Raw genomic sequence first — 19,454 nt, 5'->3', positions numbered from 1 at the left:
GCTTTTGCAATTGGGAGTGGGGAGTGAGGCCATGACATCTCGACGACAGCCGACGCGCTTGGGAGGGTCGATGCCCCAAGGCCATGCAGGCTTTGGGTCAGCAAGGGGATCCCAGCCGTACCCCTCGCCCACTCCACGACAAAGCTTTTCCTCTTCCTCTCGACGTCCGCTGGCCAAGTCTCGACCGAGGTTACTCCCCTTCTTAAGCTTGCTGGTGATCCTGCTGGGATTTGGGGCTGGGGCCCTGGTGGCCTGGGCAACTGCTCATCCCGACTGGGTCAGCCGCCTGCCGGGGCTCTCGCCACCTCTAGCGGAGATCCCTGCCCCCCGCGCCCACGCTAAAGCGGCTCAACAGCGCTTGCCCATCTCCTTAGAGACCCAACTGGAGCGGGATCCCTTTGCTTTGGATCCCTTGGCCAGCCTTTCTTATGTGCCCGCCATCATGTACCACGATGTGGTGGCCGGACGCAAACAGGTCTGGTTCGACACTACGGTGGCGGAGCTGCGGCAACACTTTGAGGCCATTAAGCAGGCGGGGTTGACCCCCATCCACATCGACCAACTGTACAAACACCTGCGGGACGGGGATCCCTTGCCGGAAAAAGCCATTTTGCTCACTTTTGACGACGCCTACCTGGGCCTGTACGAGAACGCCTACCCCCTTTTGAAGGAGTACAACTACCCCGCCACCTACTTTGTGCAAACCGGCTTTGTCGGCGTGCCCACCAGCAAGGATCACTTCACCTGGGATCAGATGCGGGAGATGGATGCCAGCGGGCTGATTGACTTTGCCGCCCATACCGTCAACCATCCTCCTGACCTGCGGGTGCTAGACGATGCCCGCCTACGGCGAGAGGTGTTTGACTGCAAGGCCAAGTTGGAGCAGGAGCTGGGCCACCCCATCCACTACTTTGCCTATCCCGAAGGCAACCGGGACGAGCGGGTGAAGCAATACCTGGCCGATGCCGGTTACCGGATGTCTTTTACGATGGATCCCGGTTTTACAGGACAATCGCCCAACTTGCTGGAGGTGCGACGCTTTAACCAGTTTCGCATCACCGAGGCCATCATTGGCGCCCGCACCTTCACCCTCAACCGCAGCCCCGACTACCGGCTGGATGTGACCCAACCGTTGGCCTTGACCGACGAAGTGATCGACCAGGTGCGTGTTCTCACCCTTCGCGGCGGGCGGGCGGCTACGGTGCATGCGGAGCGGCGCTACGAGGTCAGCACCCTGGCCCAGCGCTACCAGGCCGATGCCGGCATCAATGGCAGCTTTTTCTCCATCCCTTGGATCAACTCTGCCAGCAACGTCATGGTGGGGCCGGCGATGGCTGCCAACCACAAGACCTTCATCCCCGGTCGTCCCGAAGATGACCAGGCAATCCGCGGCCGGCCGCTGGTGCTGCTGGGCAGGGATCGCCTCCGCTTTGTGCCCTTTGATCCCGACACCATGACCCACTTGGAGAACATCCGCCAGTTGATGCCGGATGTCACGGATCTGTTTGTGGCCGGTCTATGGCTGGTTAAGGATGGCCATGCCCTCTCTCCGGCGGAGATCAACTCGTTCCGCCTTGCCAGCGCTGCTGAGTTTCGCCCCAGAGCTTTCTTTGGGGTAGATGACCAGGAGCGGGTGGTGATCGGAGTTACCAAAACCCACGTCAACGCCGCCATCCTGGCCAGTCTGCTGCCCAAAACCGGGATCCGAGAAGCCGTGCTGCTGGACTCTGGCTTTAGCACCTCCCTGGTCTACCAAGGGGAGATCCTCGCCACCGGCCATGCCGGTCCCAACCAGCCCAGCCGTCCTGTGCCCCATGCCATCTTGCTCTACGACCTGACTCGCCTTTGGCGGGAGGATCCCCATCCCGAGGCCAAGGCTGGCTCTGAGGGAGATCAGCTGGAAGGGCTAGTGCAACTTTTGCCAGCTAGCGACCAAGATGCAGCCAAAGCCCAGCTAGAGAGCGTCTTGGCCAGCCAACGCACTTTGAGGCGGGGGGATCGGGGGGCGGCGGTGGTGGCGGTGCAACTGGGGTTGAGCCACCTGGCCACTCAGCAGGGACGGCTGGATCTACTCCCTTCGGGCCCTGATGGGGTGTATGGTCAAGAGCTGGCCCAGGCAATGGCGGAATTGGTGCTGGCTGCACCTGAGCGCAGTGAGATGGGATCCCCCCTTCCAGCCACCCCTACCCCCCTGGTGGCCGGAACGGCGACAGCCCGCCAAGGGGTGGACATCATCGATGCTCAACTGCTGCGGCGTCTGCTGGAGCGCGTTAACTTGGCCTCTCCCTCGGTACTGGTGGATACGCGCTTAGAACGGCCTGCCCTGTCCCTGGAGCGCAAGCCAACCCGGAAACTGCTGCCCAGGGTTGCCTTCGGGCAGGACTAAGTCTTGTCTTCGCCTTCCAACCTAGGCCTTGGCGGGAAGCCTAGAAGACCCCCCTCCAACAGAGGCTATCTCTGAGAAAGACGGGCCTGCCGGCAACGAATACACCCATAACCTGGAAGGGTTTCTCCCGCAGCACCACTAGATCGGCTCTTAGGCCTGGGCGAAGGGCTCCCCGATCCTGCAGACCAACCGCCTGGGCAGGGTTGTGAGTGACCAAAGCTATGGCTTGGGGCAGATCCAGCAGCTGCTTCTCCGCCAAGGCAAAGGCAGCCCTCAAGGCTGAAGCGGGGGAGTAGTCAGTGGCCAAGGCGCCTAGGGCTCCTACTTGTAGAGCCTCCGAAGCGGAGAGATTGCCGACATGGGAGGATCCCCTCAGGGCATTGGGAGCCCCCATGACCACCAGCAGGCCCAGTTTCCGCGCTTCCAAAGCTGCTGCTAGGGTAACCGGAAACTCGCTAATTTTCAGGCCCATCTTGGCCATTAACTGAACCTTGGCGGGGCAGTCGTCGTCGTGGGAAGCCAAAGGTACCCCCAAAGCTTGCGCTTGCTGAGCCAATTGGGCAAAGCTCTGCAAGGTCTCCTCCCCCGCCTTGGCCGCCAAACTAGCGGCAACCTCCTCGGAAGGCCGGGCCAGCTGGCGAGCCATGTAGCGGATGTAGTCCTCCGGCGTCCGGAATTGGCCTTGGCCGGGGGTGTGGTCCATGAAGGAAAGGAGATCCACCCAGCCTTGGCTGAGAGCTTGGCGAACAGCTGCTGCTCCCAAGGGGCGCGAGAGTTCATAGCGAGCGTGGATCCTCAAGTCCAGAGCCAGCTGGGAACGCAGCGCCACCAACTGCTCTGCCATAGCCAAGGCCGTTTCTGGGCTGCGCCAGCCAGGCAGGCCTTCCCAAAAGGACAGAGTTACAAAGGCAGTGGTAATCCCCGCCGCCAAAGCTCGGTTTTCCCAAATCCCCAAGGCCATGTCCACCGCCAGCTGTACCCCTGGGCGCGGCTCCAGCTCGGGCTCCAGGCTATCGGTATGGAGGTCGACTACGCCGGGCACCAGGGTAAGTCCTCGCAAAGGGATCCCTTCCCCCACTTGCCCCTGCCGAATCTCGGCAATCCGCTCCCCCTCCAGCCGCAGGGATCCCACCGGGAGGACACCATCGGGGAGAACTAGCTTAGGCCCTGCTAGCCACATTTGCCCTCACCTCCAGGGAATAGGTTTTGTCAACCAAACCCGACACATCGTCTAAGGAGTGAAAAACGCCAATGATAGCTGTTCCCTGCTGCTTCAAGGCTCGTAGGCGTTCTCGCAAGGCCAACTTGGCTGCAGTATCCAAGCTGGCGGTGGGCTCGTCCAGAAGCAGCAGCGGATAGGGGTGGATGAGAGAGCGAGCCAAGTTGACTTTCTGTTTCTCGCCCCCCGAGAAGCTGGTTGGAAAAGTCTCCAGCAACTCTGGCTTCAGACCCAGCTCCAGGAGCAGCTCTGCTGCTCGATGTCGCGCTTGGTTTTCCGCTACTCCCTGCCACAGCAAGGGCTCCGCAACCAGCTCCAAGGCCGTGGTGCGGGGCCTGGGATCCAGAAACTGGCTGACGTAGCCGATGCGCTCGCGGCGGATTGCTAACACCTCGCGATCCCCTAAGCGGGCCAGATCCACCGTTCCCAGAGGGGTCTGCAGGAGGGCTTGTCCTGCCGTAGGCCAATAGCTGCGGTAGAGGGTTCGCAGTAGAGAAGACTTGCCAGAGCCGTTGGGGCCCTCCAGCAGCAAAAACTCTCCGGCTTGCAGGGAAAAGCTCACCTGCTGGAAGGCCAGAACCTCTCGCCCCAGTCGGTGAAGAAAGAACCGCTTTTCTAAGTTAACGACCTGCAACACCTTGCCCTTCCTAAAGTCTTGCGGCAACCAGATCCTGGGTAAAGGGGTGGCGAGGATCCTCCAGCACTTGGTCGGCCAATCCCTCCTCCACTACCTCCCCCTGGTACAACACCACAATTCGATCCGCCACAGCCCTCACGACCGAGAGATCGTGGCTTACTAGGATGAGGCTCATCCCCAACTGCCGCTTGAGGCGGCGCAGAGTATCCAGAAAGGTGGCCTGCACCAGCAAATCCAAACCGGTGGTGGGCTCGTCCAAAAGAACAGCCAGAGGCTTTTGGACTAAAGCTTTGGCAATCTGTACCCGCTGGCGCTCTCCTCCCGAAAGAGAAGCTGGGGGATCCCCGGCTCGCTCTAAAGGAAAATCGGCTCGCTCCAAAGCCTCCTGCGCCTCCGCTTCCAGCACTCCAAACCGCCGTTCTTCTCTAAGGACAAGGGGCTCCGCAACATTAGTCAGGGCCGCAAAGCCCATGCGCAGGGCCTGGGCGGCATCCTGATAGACCATGGCCAGGTAGTGCCGCGCCGCAGGCTGCTCGTAGCGAGAGAGCAACAGCAGGTTACGTCCCTCCCAACCCGGCACGTTTAGCCGATACTCCCCCTGGGCTGTCTCCTGAAGGTAAAGGATCTTCAGAAGAGTAGTCTTGCCACTGCCGGAAGCTCCCACCACCCCCAGCACCTCTTGGGGATAGAGCTTGAGGCTGACGTTCTTAAGCGCCCAGCGATCCCCGTAGGCTTTGCAAACCTTGACCAGCTCCAGAAGGGGGGTCTCCTCAGCCATGCTCTTTCTCCACAAATAGAGGACCGCTCGTTTTCCCGGCCAGCAGCTTTTCCATATAGCCCTGGTCGGAGATTTCATAGGCCAAGCTGCCATCTTCTTGGGGAATGGCGTTGAGGAAGACGTGGCGGCAACCGCTGCGACGGCAGGATCCCAAAATGGGCTCCGGCTGGAAGGGCCGATCCACAAAGGCCAAGGGCTCCACCCGGGTGTAGGGAGGGACGGCATAGAGCCGCTTCTCCCGCCCGGCCCCAAAGAGGGTGATATGGGCTGCCAGATGCAGCTTGGGCAGATCCCAGCGGGGCAGAGGGCTGGGATCCATCCCATAGCGCCCATGGACCAGAACTGGGTAGGCCGCTCCCTTGCGGCTCTGGCCGTGGCGTAGGTGCTCCTCAAAAAGATCCACCCACAGCAGGCTATAGTCGCCCAGGGCATGTAGCTCCCGCGCCCTGGCGTCAGAGGGCTCCACATAGCGCAGAGGCTCAGGGATGGGAACTTGCAGGATTAGGATTTGACCTTCTTGGAGCCGCTCCTCGGGGATGCGGTGGCGGCTTTGGATGAGGGTGGCCTCCAGCGTGTCGGTGGTTGTTCGAGCGCCGCTGACCTGGGCAATGAAGCGGCGCAAGTTGGCGGCATTGACAGAGTCATCGGCCCCCTGGTCAATGACCTTCACCACGTCCTGCGGCCCCACCAGGCTGAGCGTAAGCTGCAATCCCCCTGTGCCCCAGCCGCGAGCCAGCGGCATTTCCCGGCTAGCAAAGGGAACTTGATGGCCCGGTATGGCCAGGGCCTTGAGAACCTTGCGCCGAATTTCTCGCTTGGCCTCCGGATCCAGGTAGGCATAGCTATGCTTGGGTTTCAAGGGAGGCCTCCTTTTGGAAGTGGCTCATCCAGTTGCTGAGAAAGGTTACGTAGTGGGGTAGCTTGTAGTGGAGGGCAAAGCCGGAGGCCTCCACGGGATCCGTATGCACCAGGACAAACTCCTCGCTGCGAGCCGGATGGCTGGGGCGATCCATTTCCAAATCCAGCATGGCGCCAGCGATGGCCCGCCCCTCGTTCCAACCCAGGCTAGCGGCAAAGCCCAAGCGGTATCCTTTTTCTCCGTGTCCCACCACCTCAGTAAAGACCAGGCGGATCCGCCCCAGGCGAAAGCTTCCCCCCCGCACAGGATGAAAGGCGCGTACCTCGAGATAGCCCACGCCCAACTCGGCAACCGTTGGGTGGGTGTGGACGTTGTAGGCGCGCATGGCGCTGTAGGCCAGAGCCAGAAGTCCCCCCGTATCTCCCCTGGCCAAAGCTTGCAGGCGGTGGGCCCGCGGCGCTGGAAACAGCAGTGGCTGCCGCGTCAAGTCGGGAATCTCTTCCCCTGGAGCAGGGCTACTGGCTTGCTGCTCTGCCGTGGGATCTTCTTCCAGCAGACCTTGCTCCCTCAGCCAGCTGCGCACAGAAGGATAGTGCTGGGCAGCAGCCACGGCCGCCGGCTCTAGCGGGGGGCTTTCAGAAAAGCCCAAAAGACGCAGGCTGTAGTCTAGGGTGGGCCCCAAGACCTGGCCGCCGGGAATGCTCTTGAAAGCCGAGGAAAGCCGACGCACCAGCAGGAGATCTTCCTTTTTCTGCAGCTGGGCTTTCCCTAGGCGGGGGAGAGTAGTCCGGTGTGCTCTCAGAAGCAGCAGGGCCTCGTAGAGGTCCCCCCCTGTCTGCACAAGGGCAGTGGCCGCCAGCTCCGGAGCCCACAGCCCCGCCTCTGCCATCACATGATCCAGGAGATAGGGCAGCCCAGCCAGCTGCTTTGTCCGGCCTCGCCTGCTTTTGGCTTCTGCCGCTGACAACAGCTCGCGAAAAAGGGCCTCGGCATTGAGAATGGCCTCTTGGCTGCCCCGCGCTACGACATAGCCCATCCACCCACCTCCACGCTTCGGGGTAAGCCTACCACTTGGGGGCCGTCAGTTAGCAGGATGTCCACTCCCAGCGGGTAGGCCAGGATCTGGGAGCGCAGCTGCCAAAACGCAGAGGGCAAGCCTACAGCCAACTGGATCTCCCCAGCTATGCCGGGCCCTCTGAGCAATACAGGGGATCCCTGGCCCAAGGGGGCCCCCAGGATAAGGGTCGCTCCCGCTTCAGGCTCAAGGTGGGTGCCTCTTTTGAGAGCCAAAAGGCTGTCTGGGCCAGCGGGCAAACTCTCCAGCTGCTCGGCAAAGACAAAGTCAGCAGCCTCCAAAGCCACGGGCCGGGGATCCTGCCCACGCAAATCCAACAGCAGCCAGCTTGGCGCCCAAACCCCTACATTGCCGTCCACCAGCGTCAGCCCAATGAGGCGAAAGGCTTGGCGAAGGGAGCGAGCGGGAAAGCTCTCCAGACGGCCAGGGTAGCTCAACGCCCTAACCAACGCCCGGAAGACCTGCTGGCTTTGCTTTTCTGCCAGTCCCGGTGTGGGGCCGTAGGCTTTGGACATCCCCAGGCTCACAGAGTCTCCACCTCCAGGCGAGTTGCAGCTACCTTGCGCCAGAGGCGCTCGTCTTCTTCTTGAAGATCCTTCTGGGCCGCTAGCGCCAAAGCCTGGATCTTCTCCACAGCAATTCCCGCCTGCAGAGCGGCGTCTAGGTAGGCCAGGGCGCGCGCCAGACGCGGCTTTTCCCCCAGCACCATCCCGTATCCTTCTACTCCCTTTTTTGGAAAGCGCAGCCAGACCTCGTAGACCAGCACTTCTCCCACGTAGAAGGGCGTCCCCGTGCGGGAGTCCTCAAAGGGGAGCGCCAGCAGCCCTGCCCCTTCCCTGAGCTTTTGGCTGGATCCCAGAGCAGGCCTGACCTCCCGCGCCAAAGCCAGCACCTCCTTCTCGGGGGCCTCCTGCAACAGCTCTAGCATCTCAAGGGGCTGCATCCCAGCCTCCTAAATCAAGGTCTGGCGGATCCGCGCCGAAACTTTGTCAATCGTAAATACAGCCAGCAGAATCAGGAGAACGACCGTGGCCGCATCTTGAAAGCGAAAGGCTCGTATGGTCTGCATCAAATCAAACCCAATGCCCCCTGCCCCCACCAAGCCCAAGACCGTTGCCGAGCGCACGTTAGCCTCAAAAAGGTAGAGAGTACTGGAGTAAAAGGCAGGAGCCACTTGTGGCCAGAAGCCATAGGCGATAACCAGGAGAGGGTGGGAACCTGTAGCCTCTACCGCCTCCACCTGCTTCATATCTACTGTCTCGATGGCCTCTGAGAGGAGCTTGCCTGCCACACCCGCCGTGTGCAGGGTCAAAGCTAGGATCCCTGGCAACGGCCCTAGGCCAATCGCGGCCACAAAAACCAATGCCAAGACCAGTTCGTTAAGCCCCCTGAGGACATCCATGAGCCCGCGCACAAGCAGGTAAACCGCAGGGGAACGCATGACATTTCTGGATCCCAGGAAGGCCAAGGGAACCGTGAGAAAAGTGGCCAGGAAGGTGCCCCAGAGGGCCATCATCAGGGTTTGCAACAGGGAGTAAAGGAAGTTGGGCAAGAAGTAAAAGCTGGGAGGAAAGAAGCGAGCCAAGAAGGCCGCACTCCTCCCCAAGCCAGCTAACAACTTTCCTGGCGAGATCCCGGCAGGCTCCGCCGTCAGCAAGAGAGCGAGAAAAACCCCCCCATACAGCACAACCGTGCTCAGCTCCCTGCGCTTAAGCTCTGCTGGCAGGGGGGGAAGTCTCCTAGAGTTGGCACTCAGGTTTCTTAAGAGCATCGTTGACCTTGCGGAAGGGATCGTAATCTGCGTCGCTAGCCGGCTCAAAGCCCTTCAGCCCACGAGCCTCCAGCCATTTCTGACCCTCCGGCGTGTTTTCGTACTCCAGATAGACCGTGCGCAAGGCCTCCTTGAGATCCTCTGGCAGATCTTTACGGTAGGCCCAGGGAGAGGAAGGAATGGGATCCGATCTCCAGATGACCTCAAAGTCCTCTATGCCTTTGATCTGCCCCTTCTTGGTGGCAAGGCTGATCCCGGTATCCCAGGTTACACCAACGGGAATGGTTCCCTGAGCTATCCCCAAGATGACCGACTCGTGGTTGCCAGCAAAAGCCACCTGCTTGAAATACTCCTTGGGCTTGATTTTGGCCTCAAGACAGAAGTGGGCCATGGGCACCTTGAAGCCAGAGGTGCTCTCTGGGTCGACGAAAGCAAAATCTTTGCCCTTGGCGTCTTCTAGAGTTTTGATGCCACTGCCTTTCTTGGAAAGTATCAAGGAGTGATAAACGGTACCCGAGCGCAGCGAGTCCTCTTTCACGAACGCTTCAATGGGAGCGTTGGCCTTTTCAATGGCATCTACGTAGGAGCCAGGGCCGTAGAAAGCTACGTGAGTTTGGCCTTGTGCCTGGGAGAGCATCACCGCCGTGTAGTCACTGCCCACAAACAGGCGGACGGGGATCCCCAGTTTTTGTTTGAGATAATCCAAAAAGGGAGCATAGCGAGCTTCGTAATCGGCAGCACTCTCCACCGGTACTTCAGCAATCACCAGCTCCTTGGGCCAGTTTTGCTTCTGAGCCAGCCCTGGAACCCAGCTGGAAATTCCCATGAGGAAGGCAGCAAGGAACAGAATTTTTCTTCTCCGCATAAGGTTTTCTCCTTTGCAGTTAACTTGCGGTTGAAGGTGGATCTTGTTAGACCATCAAGGTTGAGGAAAACCATTCGCTTGCCTCGTGGGTTTCCTTCTCCCCAAAGTAGAGCTCCTTTTCCTTTTCAGAGGTAAAATCGGAAAGCGGCCCATTGAAGAAAACCTGGCCCTCCTTGAAAGCAACGACTCGATCGGCGTAATGGCGCACCATTTCTAGGTGGTGCAGGGTAACCAGCAACGGAATCCCCTGGCGGCGCACCGCTCCCAGCAGCAGCTCCATAATTACCTTTGCATTTTTAGGATCCAAAGCCGAAATGGGCTCGTCGGCCAGAATCAGGGCTGGCTCCTGGATCAAGGCGCGAGCAATACCCACTCGCTGCTGCTGCCCCCCTGAGAGAGCGTCGGCCCTTTGCCAGGCATGCTCTAGCAACCCTACCTCTTCCAGCAGCTTTTCCGCCTTGGCCAAATCCTGAACAGAAAAGTGCTTGAAAAGACCCCGAATGGGACTCAGGTGAGGCAGACGCCCAACAAGAACGTTTTCCAGAACCGTCAGGCGCCCGATGAGTTGAAAGGTCTGGTAGACCATGGCCGTGCGCCTGCGCAGCTGTTGCAGGGCATCCCTTTGGCCTTCATGGAGAGGAAGAGAATCAACCCAAACTTTTCCGCCGCTGAGCTTGACCATCCCTTTCAAAAGCCTAAGAAAGGTCGACTTTCCTGCTCCCGAAGGTCCGATCAAGGCCACAACCTGCGCTCCATCGCCAAATAGGTCAAGGTAAACCTCCCTTAGGGCAACCTTGTTTTTGAAGGCAACCCAAAGGTTCTCGACTTGGATGCGCATAAGCTACCTCACGGCGGGAAAACCGGTAACAAACTTAGCAGATTGGCCTGATACTGAAGTTAAAACCAAGTTAAGCTTTGCTGGCCTGGGCAGCAGGACTTCTCAATGGCTTCTCGAAACTGGCTTTGGCCTGGAGGGCGCTCTTGGAGGTACCCCTGGGAGAGCTTGCTCTGCTATCCTGCTAATAATCTCGATTGGTTTTCTGCCAAACCCTTATGGCTGCTGCTGTGATCTCGGGCCTCTCTTGGCAGTCCCCCAGAGCCCTTTCACCGGAGGAGATGGCTTGGTTAGGCAGCCTCAGCTACAACGAACAGGGCCTGATCCCGGCCATTGTGCAGGACTACCTGGACGGAACAGTGCTGATGATGGCCTGGATGAACCGGGAATCGCTGCAAAAAACCCTGGAAACAGGCCGCACCTGGTTTTGGAGCCGCTCGCGGCAGGCGTTGTGGCCCAAGGGGGAAACTTCTGGCCATGTGCAGTGGGTCAAACAAATCCGCTACGACTGCGACGGCGACGCCCTGGTCATCCTGGTGGAGCAGGTGGGGGATGCAGCGTGCCACACGGGGGCGCGGAGCTGTTTCTTTCGCCCTTTGCAAGGGGATCCCCTTCCAGCAGCCGATACCCTGTCGCAGGTGTTTGCCGTGGTCAAGGCCCGCCAGGCGGATCCCCGTCCCGATTCCTACACCAGCAGCTTGCTAGCCAAGGGGGAAAATGCCATTTTGAAGAAACTTGGCGAGGAGACGGCTGAGGTGGTGATGGCGGCTAAGGATCAAGACCGCGTGGCTTTGGCCCGTGAGATGGCCGACCTCTGGTACCACTGCCTCGTGGCCCTTGCTCACTATCAGGTAGATGTTAGGGATGTCTATCGCCAGCTCCAAGCCCGCCGTTCCGCCAAGTGAAAGGGCCGTGTCCTCCGAAGGCGGCGCTCCCGCAGATCCCTCTCCGTCCTCTTGGGATCCCTCCCTGGACAAAGCCCACCTGGATTTGCGAGCCACGCGGTGTGGACAAGTGGATCTGGAAACCGATCGGGAGACCTTGGCCCGTTACCTGAGAGGCCATGCCCAGTGGATCCAGCGGTGCTTCAGGCCATTGCAGGTGGAAGCTTTGTCTGCCGAGACTTACAGGTTGCAGTTTTTCCGCATGGGCGGGCTGGGGTTTGAGCTGGAGCCCAGTTTTGGGGTCAAGATCTGGCCGGATAAAGATTACCGGTTTTGTCTGACCTCGATTGAGTTGCCCGGCGATGAAGGAATGCCTTACCGGGTCAGCTGCCAAGCCGATTTCCGGCTGGAGGAGCTACAGGGATCCCTGAAAGACCTGCCCACCACCCGTGTTCACTGGGCTCTTCATCTGGAGATTGGGCTGGCTTTGCCCAGGTTTTTGCAGGTTCTGCCCCGCAAGTTGGTTTGTCGAGTGGCCCGTCAAGTGGTGCAGCAGGTAACCCGCGGCCTCAGCGATCGCTTTACCGACAATGTCTGCCGGGATTTCTACCGCTCCATTGGCCGTCCAGATTGCCCCTATCGCCTAGTTGTTGTGGAAGAGAAAGCATGATACCCTGCAAGCGGGATCAGTTGCCGGTCGGCTTTTGAGCCTTGCTCCGGCAACCGGTGATGGAGTTCACCGCAACCGCCTCGCACCGATTCAGAATTCTTCTGGGATTGTTCTGACATCCAAGGCTGAGGCTGATGACTCCTACACTTCTGGGGGTATCCAGGGGGTAGGAGTTTTTGGCTTTGCGTCCGCACTCCCCAGAGGCTCTCCCCCCTGAGTTGCCCTTCAACACGGCAAGGAGAGAGGATCTGGTGATGCTGGGCAGTTGGCTGTGGATCCTGGTCATGGGCTTTTTTGTCGGCCAAATCGTGGGTCGGTTGGGGATGCCCCCCCTGCTGGGGATGATCCTCGTGGGGATCTTGCTGGGAGATGTCCTATCCCCGGAGGTGCTGGCAGCGGCGGGGGATCTGCGGGTGGTGGCGGTGATGATCATTTTGATGAAGGCGGGCCTGGGGCTGGATCGGGAGAAGCTGGCCCAGCAGGGATCCGTGGCGTTGCGGCTGGGGTTTTTGCCGGCAGCCTGCGAGGCGGTGGCAGTGGCCCTGTTGAGCACTGGGATCCTGGGGTTAGACTGGCCTACCGGTTTGCTGCTGGGCTGTGTGATCGGGGCAGAGTCGCCGGCTGTGATCGTGCCGGGGATGTTGCGCCTCAAGAGTTTGGGCTGGGGAGTAACCAAAGGGATCCCGGATGCTATTTTGACCGGCAGCGCCCTTTCCGACGTACTGCTGTTGTTGGGGTTTAGCCTGTTGCTCAGCTTTTTGGGCCAGGGCTCTGCAGAGAGCGTTCGCCTGCTGGGGCTGGAGCTATCGCCGCTGCAGTGGCTGCCGTTCCAAGTGGGGATGGAGATCCTGCTGGGCATAGCCATAGGCTACCTGGGGGCGCGGGTTCTGGTGTCGCTGCTAACCCAACAAAACTGGACTCGCAACAGCGTGCAGGAAGTGCTGCTGGCTGCCTGCATGGCCTTGGGCTTGGTGCTGGCGCCGCAGGTGTGGCCCTATTTTTCCGGCTATCTGGCGGTGATGGCCATGGGGTTTTTTCTGATTGAGCTGGATGCCCCTTTGGCGCGGCGGCTGCGGGGTGGGTTCGATGCCCTCTGGACGGTGGCGGAGATCGTGTTGTTTGTGCTGTTGGGAGCGTCGCTGGATCTGGGGGTGCTGGGATCTGTGTTTTGGCCGGGCTTGCTGCTCTTGACCTTGAGTCTGCTGCTGGGGCGGGGCCTGGGTTGGTGGCTTTCCACTCTGGGAAGCAATTGGAACGGGCGGGAGCGGCTGTTTTTGCTACCGGGCAACATGGCCAAGGCGACGGTGCAGGCGGCTATTGGTGGGATCCCTTTGGCCCAAGGGATCCCCGGTGGGGAGATCATTTTGGCTTTGGCGGCTCTGTCGATTTTGGTCACGGCCCCCCTGGGTGCTTGGCTGACCCAGGTGTGTGCTCCCCGGCTTTTGGAAAAAGGAGAGGTGGATCCCACCAAGGTAGGCAGCCAGGGCAAGGTGAGCTTTTTGGCAGCGGTGGACACCTCCCCTTTGGCCGAAGCCGTGCTGCGCAAGGTGGCCGATTTGGCGCGGCGGGTGGATGGGGAAGTGATTGTGTTGCATGTTACCGATAAGCCGCAGGGGAAAGGGGTAGAACTGTTGCGGCAACTCACCCAGCGTCTTTTGGCGGATATTCGCCACCAGTTTTGCCTGGCCTCGGGGCCCTTGGCAGAGACCATCGTAACCCTAGCTCAGGAGCGGCAGGTAACCGACATCGTCATGGGCAAGCGGGGCCACCGCGGCTGGGAGCAGGTTTTGGTGGGATCCACTTCCCAAGCGGTGTTGGAAACCAGCCCGATTCCGGTAATTTTGGTAGAGGAAGAGGACTTCAAGAGAAGCAGGATCCCTATCTCTGAGGGCAGAAAAAGCTAAGGATCCCACCTTTTCCGTAGGAAGTTCTGGGAACACAGTTCAAGGAGAATAGATGCGCTTGCAATCGGTGTGGGCTTACCTAAACCATGGCTTGGTCTCTCCCAGTTTGAGAGTTCCGTTTGCGGTTGCGTTGGGGGCTATTGGCGGATCCCTGAGTCGCTACTATCTATCCCTCTGGTTTGCGGAGCGATTTGGCCCTAGCTTTCCCTACGGAACCCTGTTCATCAACTTATCGGGTTGTGTGGTCATGGGTTGGTTCATGACCGTGGCTATGGAACGCCCTGAGATCTCACCGGAAATTCGCCTGCTGTTCGGGGTGGGATTCCTGGGTTCCTACACCACCTTTTCTACCTATGAACTGGATACCTTTAGCCTCTGGCAGCAACATCGCTTTGCTACTGGGCTTGTCTATTGGCTCGGTTCTTGCCTATTTGGAGCCTTGGCTATGGAGCTTGGGATCCTGTTGGCACGATTGTGGCGATAACGTTTAACGTAACCCCTATCAATCAGCAATCTATCCATCCAAAAGCCAGGTGCAGCAACTGGTCATTTTGGGCAATAACTTTTTTCTTAAAAGCACCGGGATCCCCACTAGTCAACCCCCTGGAATTTCTTATCTTAAGGAGCACTCTTCACCAAAGCAATATACAGTTTTTCCAGCGTTACTCACTACAGCCAATGCCAGCCAATCTCTTGCCTGACAAGGATCCCACTTCACTGTAGACCTTATGTGAAGCGGAAAATCTGTAACCATGACAATCGCAACAGCCCAAAAACAAAAGGGATACAAGTATGCTAGATGATGAACCAGAAGTTTATAAATTGGATATTTACATCGGCGAGTCAGACCGTTGGCAAGGGAAGCCTCTCTACCTGGCTCTGCTGGAGCTAGGTCGTCAGCGTGGGCTAGCTGGTGGTACTGTGGTGCGAGCTATTGCTGGCTTTGGTCGAAACAGTCATATTCGCAGCAGTAACCTTCTAGAGCTTTCCACAGATCTGCCCATTTTGGTAACTTTCATCGACACGCCGGAAAAAATCAAAGCCTTTCTACCGGAAGTAAAAACTCTGATGCATGACGGTCTAGTTACTTGCCATAGGGTACAAGTATTCCATCATGTTCCTCATCAACAACAATAGTCCAGATCTGAAAATAGATTCCCCATTGCCAAGGAGCTGGTTATGCCCGATTCCCCTTCTGCCCTGCGCTTTATTGTTTTGCTGGGGATCGTCAGCCTCTGCGCCGATGCCACCTACGAAGGGGCACGCAGCATTTCTGGAGCTTTTTTGGGATCCCTAGGGGCCAGCGGCACGGTGGTGGGCCTGGTGGCCGGCGGGGGGGAGCTATTGGCCTATGGCTTGCGGTTGGGGGTGGGCTATTGGAGCGACCAGCTGGGCAGGGATCCCGCGCACCGCAGTCGGGGTCACTGGCGGCTCACCACCTTGGGCTATGTCATCAACACAGCGGTGATCCCGGCTTTGGCCTGGGCGGGCAGTTGGCCTTGGGCCGCCGTGCTGCTCTTGGCCGAGCGGACGGGCAAAGGGATCCGCACCCCGCCGCGGGACGTGTTGCTTTCTCATGCAGCCCTGCAGGTGGGACGGGGCTTGGGGTTTGGCCTGCACGAGACCCTAGATCAAATTGGGGCGGTGGGGGGGCCGCTGTTGGTGGCGGCAGTTCTGAAAGTCGGCTATGGCTTCCGGGGTGGGTTTTTGGCCTTGGGGATCCCGGCAGCGGTGGGGCTGGCGGCTTTGGGGCTAGCGCAATGGCTGTATCCCAGTCCGCGCGACTTTGAGCCGGAGCCGGAGATGACTCCAGCAAAAGGCTTGCCCAAAGTTTTCTGGCTGTATCTTTTGGCAGCAGCCTGTGTGGCTATGGGGTTTGCGGATTTTCCCCTCATTGCCCTGCATCTGCAACAACAGTCAGGGAGCGATGGGGCAGGGATCCCTTTGCTCTATGCCCTGGCCATGGGGGTGGATGCCCTGGCCGCCCTGGGATGTGGCTGGCTGTTCGACCGCGTGGGGCTGTGGAGCTTGCTGGGAGCGGTGGCGGTATCGGCTGGATTTGCGCCGCTGGCCTTTTCCGGTACCTATGCTCTGACGGTGCTGGGCATGGTGCTCTGGGGCATTGGCTTGGGCGCTCAGGAATCGGTCATGAAGGCGGCAGTAGCCAGCATGGTGACCCCCCAGACGAGGGGCTTTGCCTTCGGCCTGTTTACCAGCGTCTACGGCCTGGCCTGGTTTTTGGGCAGCGCCCTGATGGGGGTGCTTTATGATTTCTCCCTTCCAGGTCTGGTAGCCTTCTCAGTGGCTGCTCAAGCTGTGGGAGCGGCTATCCTGCTGGCTGTAGCGGGACAGGCTGGGGCTGGGCAATGAAAAAGCCCTGCACCAGATCCACGCCGTGTTCGCAAACCCACTGTAGCTCCCCCGCAGTCTCGATCCCTTCCGCTAGCGTGGTGATCCCCAGGTCTTGGGCCAGCTCCAGCAGCTTTTGGGCAATCACCGCCTTGTAGGGATCCCGGTCCACCCCGCGAATGAGCTCTCCATCCAACTTGATCATGTCTGGCCGCAGCTGGTGCAGCAGGTTCAGGGATCCATAGCCAGCCCCCAAATCATCCAAAGCCACCCGAAAGCCTGCCTGCTGATAGAAGTGCAAAATCCGCTGCAAATGGTTCAAATCGGGGCTGCGGTCAGACTCATTGACCTCAAACACCACCCGCTGGGGCGGGATCCCGGCGCGGCTAATAGCCCAGACAGTATGGCGCAGGCAAAAAGCCGGGTCGTAGATGGCAGTGGGGCTGAAGTTGATAAAGAGATCCCCCTGCAAGTGGTGCTGCATGGCCGCGGCAATGGCCGTGCGGCGGGCGGCCAAGTCCAGCTGGTAGAGCAAATGGGCTTCCCGAGCCATAGCAAAGAGCAAACCCGCGTTGATCAACCGCCCTTCCTTGTCCAGTCCTCGCACCAGCGCCTCATGGCCTACCACAAAAGCGGGATCCCGCGCCTGGACAATGGGCTGAAAGTAGGTGGTGAGCCGGCTTTCTGCCAACACTTCCAGCAACAGCTCGGCCTGAGTGCGGTGGAACAACTCCTGCAACAACTCCACCCGGGCGCAATCCTGCCAACAGGGATCCCTATCTCCGGCCAAAAACAGAGCGCGGCTGGCCCGCATCTCCTGCTGCGAAAGAACCTCGGCCATTCCTTCTAGGGTTTTCTTGAGGGCCCCCTGGGCAATGGAAACCGCCAGGCCAAGGTTTTCCAAAAGTTGAACCGAAAGGGGGGCTGGGATCCCCTCCTTAGCCTCCAGAAGCCGCACCACCTTGCGCTGGGTGTGAGGGGTGGGCAGCCAGAGAAACAGACGCCCTGCCTCCTGCCAAAAGGTAGGCAGAGCCGGACACTCAGGACAAGACATAGGATTTTGGGGAATAGCTAGGCAGTCCCACCGACAGTATGCCCTCGCTCTCCCAGGAGAAAGCAAACTTTACAAACAGCGCTAGAACTGATCCTTCATACCTCGCAGCCGGGCAAAAACCCGCACCGGATCCTGAGCTCCGGTGGCTGCCTGCAAAGCCGGCTGATCCCAACGCAAGAAGGGATTGGTGCGGCGTTCCTCGCCAATGGTGCTGGGGACAGTCGGGGATCCCGTCTGGCGCAGGGCGGCCACCTTTTGGTAACGGGCCTGCAGGTCGGGGTTGTCTCCATCCACTGTCAGGGCAAACCTGAGATTGTTCAAGGTGTATTCGTGGGCACACCACACCCATGTGGCTTCCGGCAACTGCCGCAGTTGATCCAGGGATCCCACCATCTGCTCCGGCGTGCCTTCAAATAGCCGCCCGCATCCCCCGGCAAACAGGGTATCGCCACAGAAGAGATCCCCACTCTCGGAAAAGTAGTAGGCAATATGGCCGCGGGTATGGCCGGGCACAAACAGCACCTTTGCTAGCCGACCCGCAAACTCCACTGTTTCCCCTGCCTTGAGCTCCACCGTCTGGCCAGGGATCCGCCCCCGATCCGCCTCGCCGGCATAGACGGCAGCCTGAGGATAGCGGGCCAAAAGCTGCCGATTTCCCCCCACGTGGTCGTGGTGGTGGTGGGTGTTGAAAATGGCCACCAACTTCGCCCCCAGCTCGGCCAGCTTTTCCAACACGGGCTCAGCCACTGCCGGATCCACCACGGCTGCTGTTGCAGTGTCGGGATTGTGGAGCAGGTAGATGTAGTTATCGCGCAGGGCAGGCAACTGGAGAACGCGCATGGCTCGGCTAACTCTCAAAAATGGCCTGTTCTACGTCTTGCCGGCTGAGGGAATAGGGAAAAGATAAAGTTTTCGTGTTGCCGTCTGGGTAGGTGTATCGCACCCAAATGCTTGTTTCTTCCAGGCGCAAAATGGCTTTCCAGCCAGGCCGTTCGCAAAACCACTGCTCCACATCCTGCGGATCGCGGGTGCAGCCCTGATCCTCCAGCCAGCGTTCGATGGTGTGGAGCGGGTGATTGTACAGGGGCGTGGTTGCAGGAGGCAAAGGCATGGCGAGATTCAAGAAAAGCAATCAAACCCTAGAGTCAACGGGCTATGTTCATTCAAGCACTCCTGATCCAGAATCCGAAAACTCGATCCCAATGTCCTACCGAAGAGGGCAGGAAATGCTCGCAGAATCAGCTTGCCCCACTCTCTCGCAGCCAAGCGAGGACACCTGCCAGTAGCAAACACACGACTAGGGTGGATCCCATCAGCAGCAGGGCACACAGCTCGCCAGCCGAAAGTGGGCGGGTTTCCATACGCAGCTCTAGAGAATCGGCACCAAGGGATCCCGGCATGCCCAGAGATCCCGTCTTGGCGGTCACCGCCCGTAAGCTGGCATCGTAGATGGCCCGTTTCGCCGGGTTGCTAAGGACAAGGTAGGCCTCCTGCAACTCTTGGAAGCAGCGAATGGCCACTTCCGGAGCCAGGGGAGAAGTATCGGGATGGTAGCGCTTGCTCAATTGCCGGTAGGCCCGCCGGATGGCCTCAGGAGATGCCCCTGGAGACAGACCCAGCCGTTGGTAGTAGGTGAGGGAAGTCAAGGAGCGCATGCAACCTATGGAGGAGCAAGACTACAGGGGCAGCAAAACCGCTTTCAGGGGAGCACAGCTCTAGTCCAGTGTAATCACTCGCGCAGACACCGGGATCCCTGCAGCAAGCCTCTATTCTTCCTCATCCTCTTCAGACTTAGCTTTGGGATAGTAGAAACCGGTGTTGCGACCGCTGAGAATGGCGCGCCCAATGGTCATGGCTCGCTGGGCCTGGAGCTTAGCTTTGCCCAGCCAGACGGCGTAGCGCCTGCGACTGCGGGCTTTAGAAGTTTTCTTCTTAGGAACAGGCATGGCTTCGCACAAAAACACAGCTTTACTAGGCTAGCATTGAGGCTGCGCTGCCGATCCCAGCTTTATTCAGGCAAGTAGCCTATCAGTGGTTGACCAAAAGGCGCGGCAAGCCCCGTCCTTCAGGGCAGGGAAGGATAGCGCCGACCGTAGCCGACGCCCTTTAAAAACGCAGTGTCGGCCATGTGAATATCGTTGTCATCACGCATAGGCCAAGAATACGAT

22 protein-coding genes and 1 riboswitch are annotated in these 19,454 nt (G+C 59.3%); of the genes, 7 read left to right on the top strand and 15 right to left on the bottom strand.

Translation table 11 applies throughout. The features are described from left to right. The first annotated feature begins 31 nt into the window (after positions 1-31). On the top strand, positions 32-2,386 hold the full coding sequence (locus tag ACVW0B_RS07085; protein ID WP_457491310.1) for a polysaccharide deacetylase family protein: 2,355 nt from the start codon (positions 32-34) through the stop codon (positions 2,384-2,386). A gap of 40 nt (positions 2,387-2,426) precedes the next feature. Here ACVW0B_RS07085 and ACVW0B_RS07080 read toward each other — a convergent pair whose 3' ends face one another. Genes ACVW0B_RS07080 through ACVW0B_RS07035 form a run of 10 tightly spaced genes read right to left on the bottom strand, consistent with a single transcriptional unit; the run spans position 2,427 to position 10,428 of the window. Then, entirely contained in the window at positions 2,427-3,566 is a 1,140-nt protein-coding gene (locus ACVW0B_RS07080; protein WP_414342139.1) for an alpha-D-ribose 1-methylphosphonate 5-triphosphate diphosphatase, read from the bottom strand. After that, positions 3,547-4,242: an ATP-binding cassette domain-containing protein gene (locus tag ACVW0B_RS07075; RefSeq protein WP_011431839.1), complete on the bottom strand. Its 696-nt coding sequence runs from the start codon at positions 4,240-4,242 to the stop codon at positions 3,547-3,549. Before ACVW0B_RS07075 ends, ACVW0B_RS07080 begins: the two co-directional genes overlap by 20 nt. 10 nt (positions 4,243-4,252) lie before the next feature. Continuing rightward, the gene (locus ACVW0B_RS07070; RefSeq protein ID WP_414342141.1) at positions 4,253-5,020 is read right to left on the bottom strand and encodes an ATP-binding cassette domain-containing protein; all 768 of its coding nucleotides are present in this window, start codon (positions 5,018-5,020) and stop codon (positions 4,253-4,255) included. Continuing rightward, positions 5,013-5,879 (bottom strand): alpha-D-ribose 1-methylphosphonate 5-phosphate C-P-lyase PhnJ, encoded by an 867-nt coding sequence (locus ACVW0B_RS07065; protein ID WP_414401843.1) that lies wholly within the window; start codon positions 5,877-5,879, stop codon positions 5,013-5,015. The genes ACVW0B_RS07070 and ACVW0B_RS07065 overlap by 8 nt, the downstream gene beginning before the upstream one ends. Further along, positions 5,863-6,915, bottom strand: coding sequence for a carbon-phosphorus lyase complex subunit PhnI (locus ACVW0B_RS07060; protein ID WP_011431836.1), 1,053 nt, complete (start codon positions 6,913-6,915; stop codon positions 5,863-5,865). Before ACVW0B_RS07060 ends, ACVW0B_RS07065 begins: the two co-directional genes overlap by 17 nt. Next, positions 6,900-7,469, bottom strand: a complete 570-nt coding sequence (gene phnH, locus ACVW0B_RS07055; protein ID WP_457441947.1) for a phosphonate C-P lyase system protein PhnH — start codon at positions 7,467-7,469, stop codon at positions 6,900-6,902. The genes ACVW0B_RS07060 and phnH overlap by 16 nt, the downstream gene beginning before the upstream one ends. An 8-nt stretch (positions 7,470-7,477) precedes the next feature. After that, a complete protein-coding gene (gene phnG, locus ACVW0B_RS07050) occupies positions 7,478-7,897 on the bottom strand; it encodes a phosphonate C-P lyase system protein PhnG (RefSeq protein ID WP_011431834.1) in 420 nt (139 codons plus the stop codon). A gap of 9 nt (positions 7,898-7,906) precedes the next feature. Next, positions 7,907-8,725, bottom strand: coding sequence for a phosphonate ABC transporter, permease protein PhnE (phnE, locus tag ACVW0B_RS07045; protein ID WP_457482560.1), 819 nt, complete (start codon positions 8,723-8,725; stop codon positions 7,907-7,909). Next, positions 8,694-9,590: a phosphonate ABC transporter substrate-binding protein gene (gene phnD / locus ACVW0B_RS07040; RefSeq protein ID WP_457491309.1), complete on the bottom strand. Its 897-nt coding sequence runs from the start codon at positions 9,588-9,590 to the stop codon at positions 8,694-8,696. The genes phnE and phnD overlap by 32 nt, the downstream gene beginning before the upstream one ends. Positions 9,591-9,636: 46 nt before the next feature. Continuing rightward, positions 9,637-10,428 (bottom strand): phosphonate ABC transporter ATP-binding protein, encoded by a 792-nt coding sequence (locus tag ACVW0B_RS07035; RefSeq protein ID WP_414388969.1) that lies wholly within the window; start codon positions 10,426-10,428, stop codon positions 9,637-9,639. Between the two features lie 278 nt (positions 10,429-10,706). Between ACVW0B_RS07035 and hisIE the strand changes: the two genes are divergently transcribed. From hisIE to ACVW0B_RS07005, 6 genes are all read left to right on the top strand, one after another. Then, positions 10,707-11,330 (top strand): bifunctional phosphoribosyl-AMP cyclohydrolase/phosphoribosyl-ATP diphosphatase HisIE, encoded by a 624-nt coding sequence (hisIE, locus tag ACVW0B_RS07030; protein ID WP_457491308.1) that lies wholly within the window; start codon positions 10,707-10,709, stop codon positions 11,328-11,330. A 7-nt stretch (positions 11,331-11,337) separates the two neighbouring features. Beyond that, entirely contained in the window at positions 11,338-11,979 is a 642-nt protein-coding gene (locus ACVW0B_RS07025) for a DUF1997 domain-containing protein (protein WP_457491307.1), read from the top strand. Positions 11,980-12,025: 46 nt separating this feature from the next. Beyond that, positions 12,026-12,130, top strand: a riboswitch (Fluoride riboswitch). Positions 12,131-12,233: 103 nt separating this feature from the next. After that, positions 12,234-13,883 carry a cation:proton antiporter domain-containing protein gene (locus tag ACVW0B_RS07020; protein ID WP_457491326.1) on the top strand — a complete coding sequence of 550 codons (1,650 nt, stop codon included), beginning with the start codon at positions 12,234-12,236 and terminating at the stop codon, positions 13,881-13,883. Positions 13,884-13,935: 52 nt separating this feature from the next. Continuing rightward, positions 13,936-14,367 (top strand): fluoride efflux transporter CrcB, encoded by a 432-nt coding sequence (gene crcB / locus ACVW0B_RS07015; RefSeq protein WP_414351171.1) that lies wholly within the window; start codon positions 13,936-13,938, stop codon positions 14,365-14,367. A gap of 308 nt (positions 14,368-14,675) precedes the next feature. After that, the gene (locus tag ACVW0B_RS07010; protein WP_011431825.1) at positions 14,676-15,020 is read left to right on the top strand and encodes a DUF190 domain-containing protein; all 345 of its coding nucleotides are present in this window, start codon (positions 14,676-14,678) and stop codon (positions 15,018-15,020) included. A gap of 42 nt (positions 15,021-15,062) precedes the next feature. Beyond that, positions 15,063-16,253 (top strand): MFS transporter, encoded by a 1,191-nt coding sequence (locus ACVW0B_RS07005; protein ID WP_457491306.1) that lies wholly within the window; start codon positions 15,063-15,065, stop codon positions 16,251-16,253. Here the strand turns inward: ACVW0B_RS07005 and ACVW0B_RS07000 are convergent. The 5 genes from ACVW0B_RS07000 to ACVW0B_RS06980 all read right to left on the bottom strand — a co-directional run bounded on the left by ACVW0B_RS07000 (position 16,210) and on the right by ACVW0B_RS06980 (position 19,232). Beyond that, positions 16,210-17,286: an EAL domain-containing protein gene (locus ACVW0B_RS07000; RefSeq protein ID WP_414398746.1), complete on the bottom strand. Its 1,077-nt coding sequence runs from the start codon at positions 17,284-17,286 to the stop codon at positions 16,210-16,212. The two genes, ACVW0B_RS07005 and ACVW0B_RS07000, sit on opposite strands and share 44 nt — an antisense overlap. An 81-nt stretch (positions 17,287-17,367) precedes the next feature. Continuing rightward, positions 17,368-18,126 (bottom strand): hydroxyacylglutathione hydrolase, encoded by a 759-nt coding sequence (gloB, locus tag ACVW0B_RS06995; protein ID WP_457491305.1) that lies wholly within the window; start codon positions 18,124-18,126, stop codon positions 17,368-17,370. 7 nt (positions 18,127-18,133) lie between these two features. Then, entirely contained in the window at positions 18,134-18,397 is a 264-nt protein-coding gene (locus tag ACVW0B_RS06990) for a DUF3143 domain-containing protein (protein WP_011431822.1), read from the bottom strand. 127 nt (positions 18,398-18,524) lie between these two features. Continuing rightward, on the bottom strand, positions 18,525-18,941 hold the full coding sequence (locus ACVW0B_RS06985; protein WP_457491304.1) for a J domain-containing protein: 417 nt from the start codon (positions 18,939-18,941) through the stop codon (positions 18,525-18,527). A 111-nt stretch (positions 18,942-19,052) separates the two neighbouring features. Continuing rightward, a complete protein-coding gene (locus tag ACVW0B_RS06980; protein WP_011431820.1) occupies positions 19,053-19,232 on the bottom strand; it encodes a 50S ribosomal protein L32 in 180 nt (59 codons plus the stop codon). Between the last annotated feature and the right edge of the window lie 222 nt (positions 19,233-19,454).

Source organism: Thermostichus sp. MS-CIW-23, from assembly GCF_054059455.1.
This window is presented reverse-complemented; position numbering and strand designations above follow the sequence as displayed.

What these genes read in the sequence shown, in the direction of transcription:
- phnG (WP_011431834.1), bottom strand. Translation starts at nt 7,897, where the DNA reads ATGCAGCCCCTTGAGATGCTAGAGCTGTTGCAGGAGGCCCCCGAGAAG.
- gloB (WP_457491305.1), bottom strand. Translation starts at nt 18,126, where the DNA reads ATGCGCGTTCTCCAGTTGCCTGCCCTGCGCGATAACTACATCTACCTG.
- phnE (WP_457482560.1), bottom strand. Translation starts at nt 8,725, where the DNA reads ATGCTCTTAAGAAACCTGAGTGCCAACTCTAGGAGACTTCCCCCCCTG.
- ACVW0B_RS07060 (WP_011431836.1), bottom strand. Translation starts at nt 6,915, where the DNA reads ATGGGCTATGTCGTAGCGCGGGGCAGCCAAGAGGCCATTCTCAATGCC.
- hisIE (WP_457491308.1), top strand. Translation starts at nt 10,707, where the DNA reads ATGGCTTGGTTAGGCAGCCTCAGCTACAACGAACAGGGCCTGATCCCG.
- ACVW0B_RS07000 (WP_414398746.1), bottom strand. Translation starts at nt 17,286, where the DNA reads ATGTCTTGTCCTGAGTGTCCGGCTCTGCCTACCTTTTGGCAGGAGGCA.
- crcB (WP_414351171.1), top strand. Translation starts at nt 13,936, where the DNA reads ATGCGCTTGCAATCGGTGTGGGCTTACCTAAACCATGGCTTGGTCTCT.
- phnH (WP_457441947.1), bottom strand. Translation starts at nt 7,469, where the DNA reads ATGTCCAAAGCCTACGGCCCCACACCGGGACTGGCAGAAAAGCAAAGC.
- ACVW0B_RS07085 (WP_457491310.1), top strand. Translation starts at nt 32, where the DNA reads ATGACATCTCGACGACAGCCGACGCGCTTGGGAGGGTCGATGCCCCAA.
- ACVW0B_RS06980 (WP_011431820.1), bottom strand. Translation starts at nt 19,232, where the DNA reads ATGCCTGTTCCTAAGAAGAAAACTTCTAAAGCCCGCAGTCGCAGGCGC.
- ACVW0B_RS07010 (WP_011431825.1), top strand. Translation starts at nt 14,676, where the DNA reads ATGCTAGATGATGAACCAGAAGTTTATAAATTGGATATTTACATCGGC.
- ACVW0B_RS07070 (WP_414342141.1), bottom strand. Translation starts at nt 5,020, where the DNA reads ATGGCTGAGGAGACCCCCCTTCTGGAGCTGGTCAAGGTTTGCAAAGCC.
- ACVW0B_RS07005 (WP_457491306.1), top strand. Translation starts at nt 15,063, where the DNA reads ATGCCCGATTCCCCTTCTGCCCTGCGCTTTATTGTTTTGCTGGGGATC.
- ACVW0B_RS06990 (WP_011431822.1), bottom strand. Translation starts at nt 18,397, where the DNA reads ATGCCTTTGCCTCCTGCAACCACGCCCCTGTACAATCACCCGCTCCAC.
- ACVW0B_RS07035 (WP_414388969.1), bottom strand. Translation starts at nt 10,428, where the DNA reads ATGCGCATCCAAGTCGAGAACCTTTGGGTTGCCTTCAAAAACAAGGTT.
- ACVW0B_RS07020 (WP_457491326.1), top strand. Translation starts at nt 12,234, where the DNA reads ATGCTGGGCAGTTGGCTGTGGATCCTGGTCATGGGCTTTTTTGTCGGC.
- ACVW0B_RS06985 (WP_457491304.1), bottom strand. Translation starts at nt 18,941, where the DNA reads ATGCGCTCCTTGACTTCCCTCACCTACTACCAACGGCTGGGTCTGTCT.
- ACVW0B_RS07080 (WP_414342139.1), bottom strand. Translation starts at nt 3,566, where the DNA reads ATGTGGCTAGCAGGGCCTAAGCTAGTTCTCCCCGATGGTGTCCTCCCG.
- phnD (WP_457491309.1), bottom strand. Translation starts at nt 9,590, where the DNA reads ATGCGGAGAAGAAAAATTCTGTTCCTTGCTGCCTTCCTCATGGGAATT.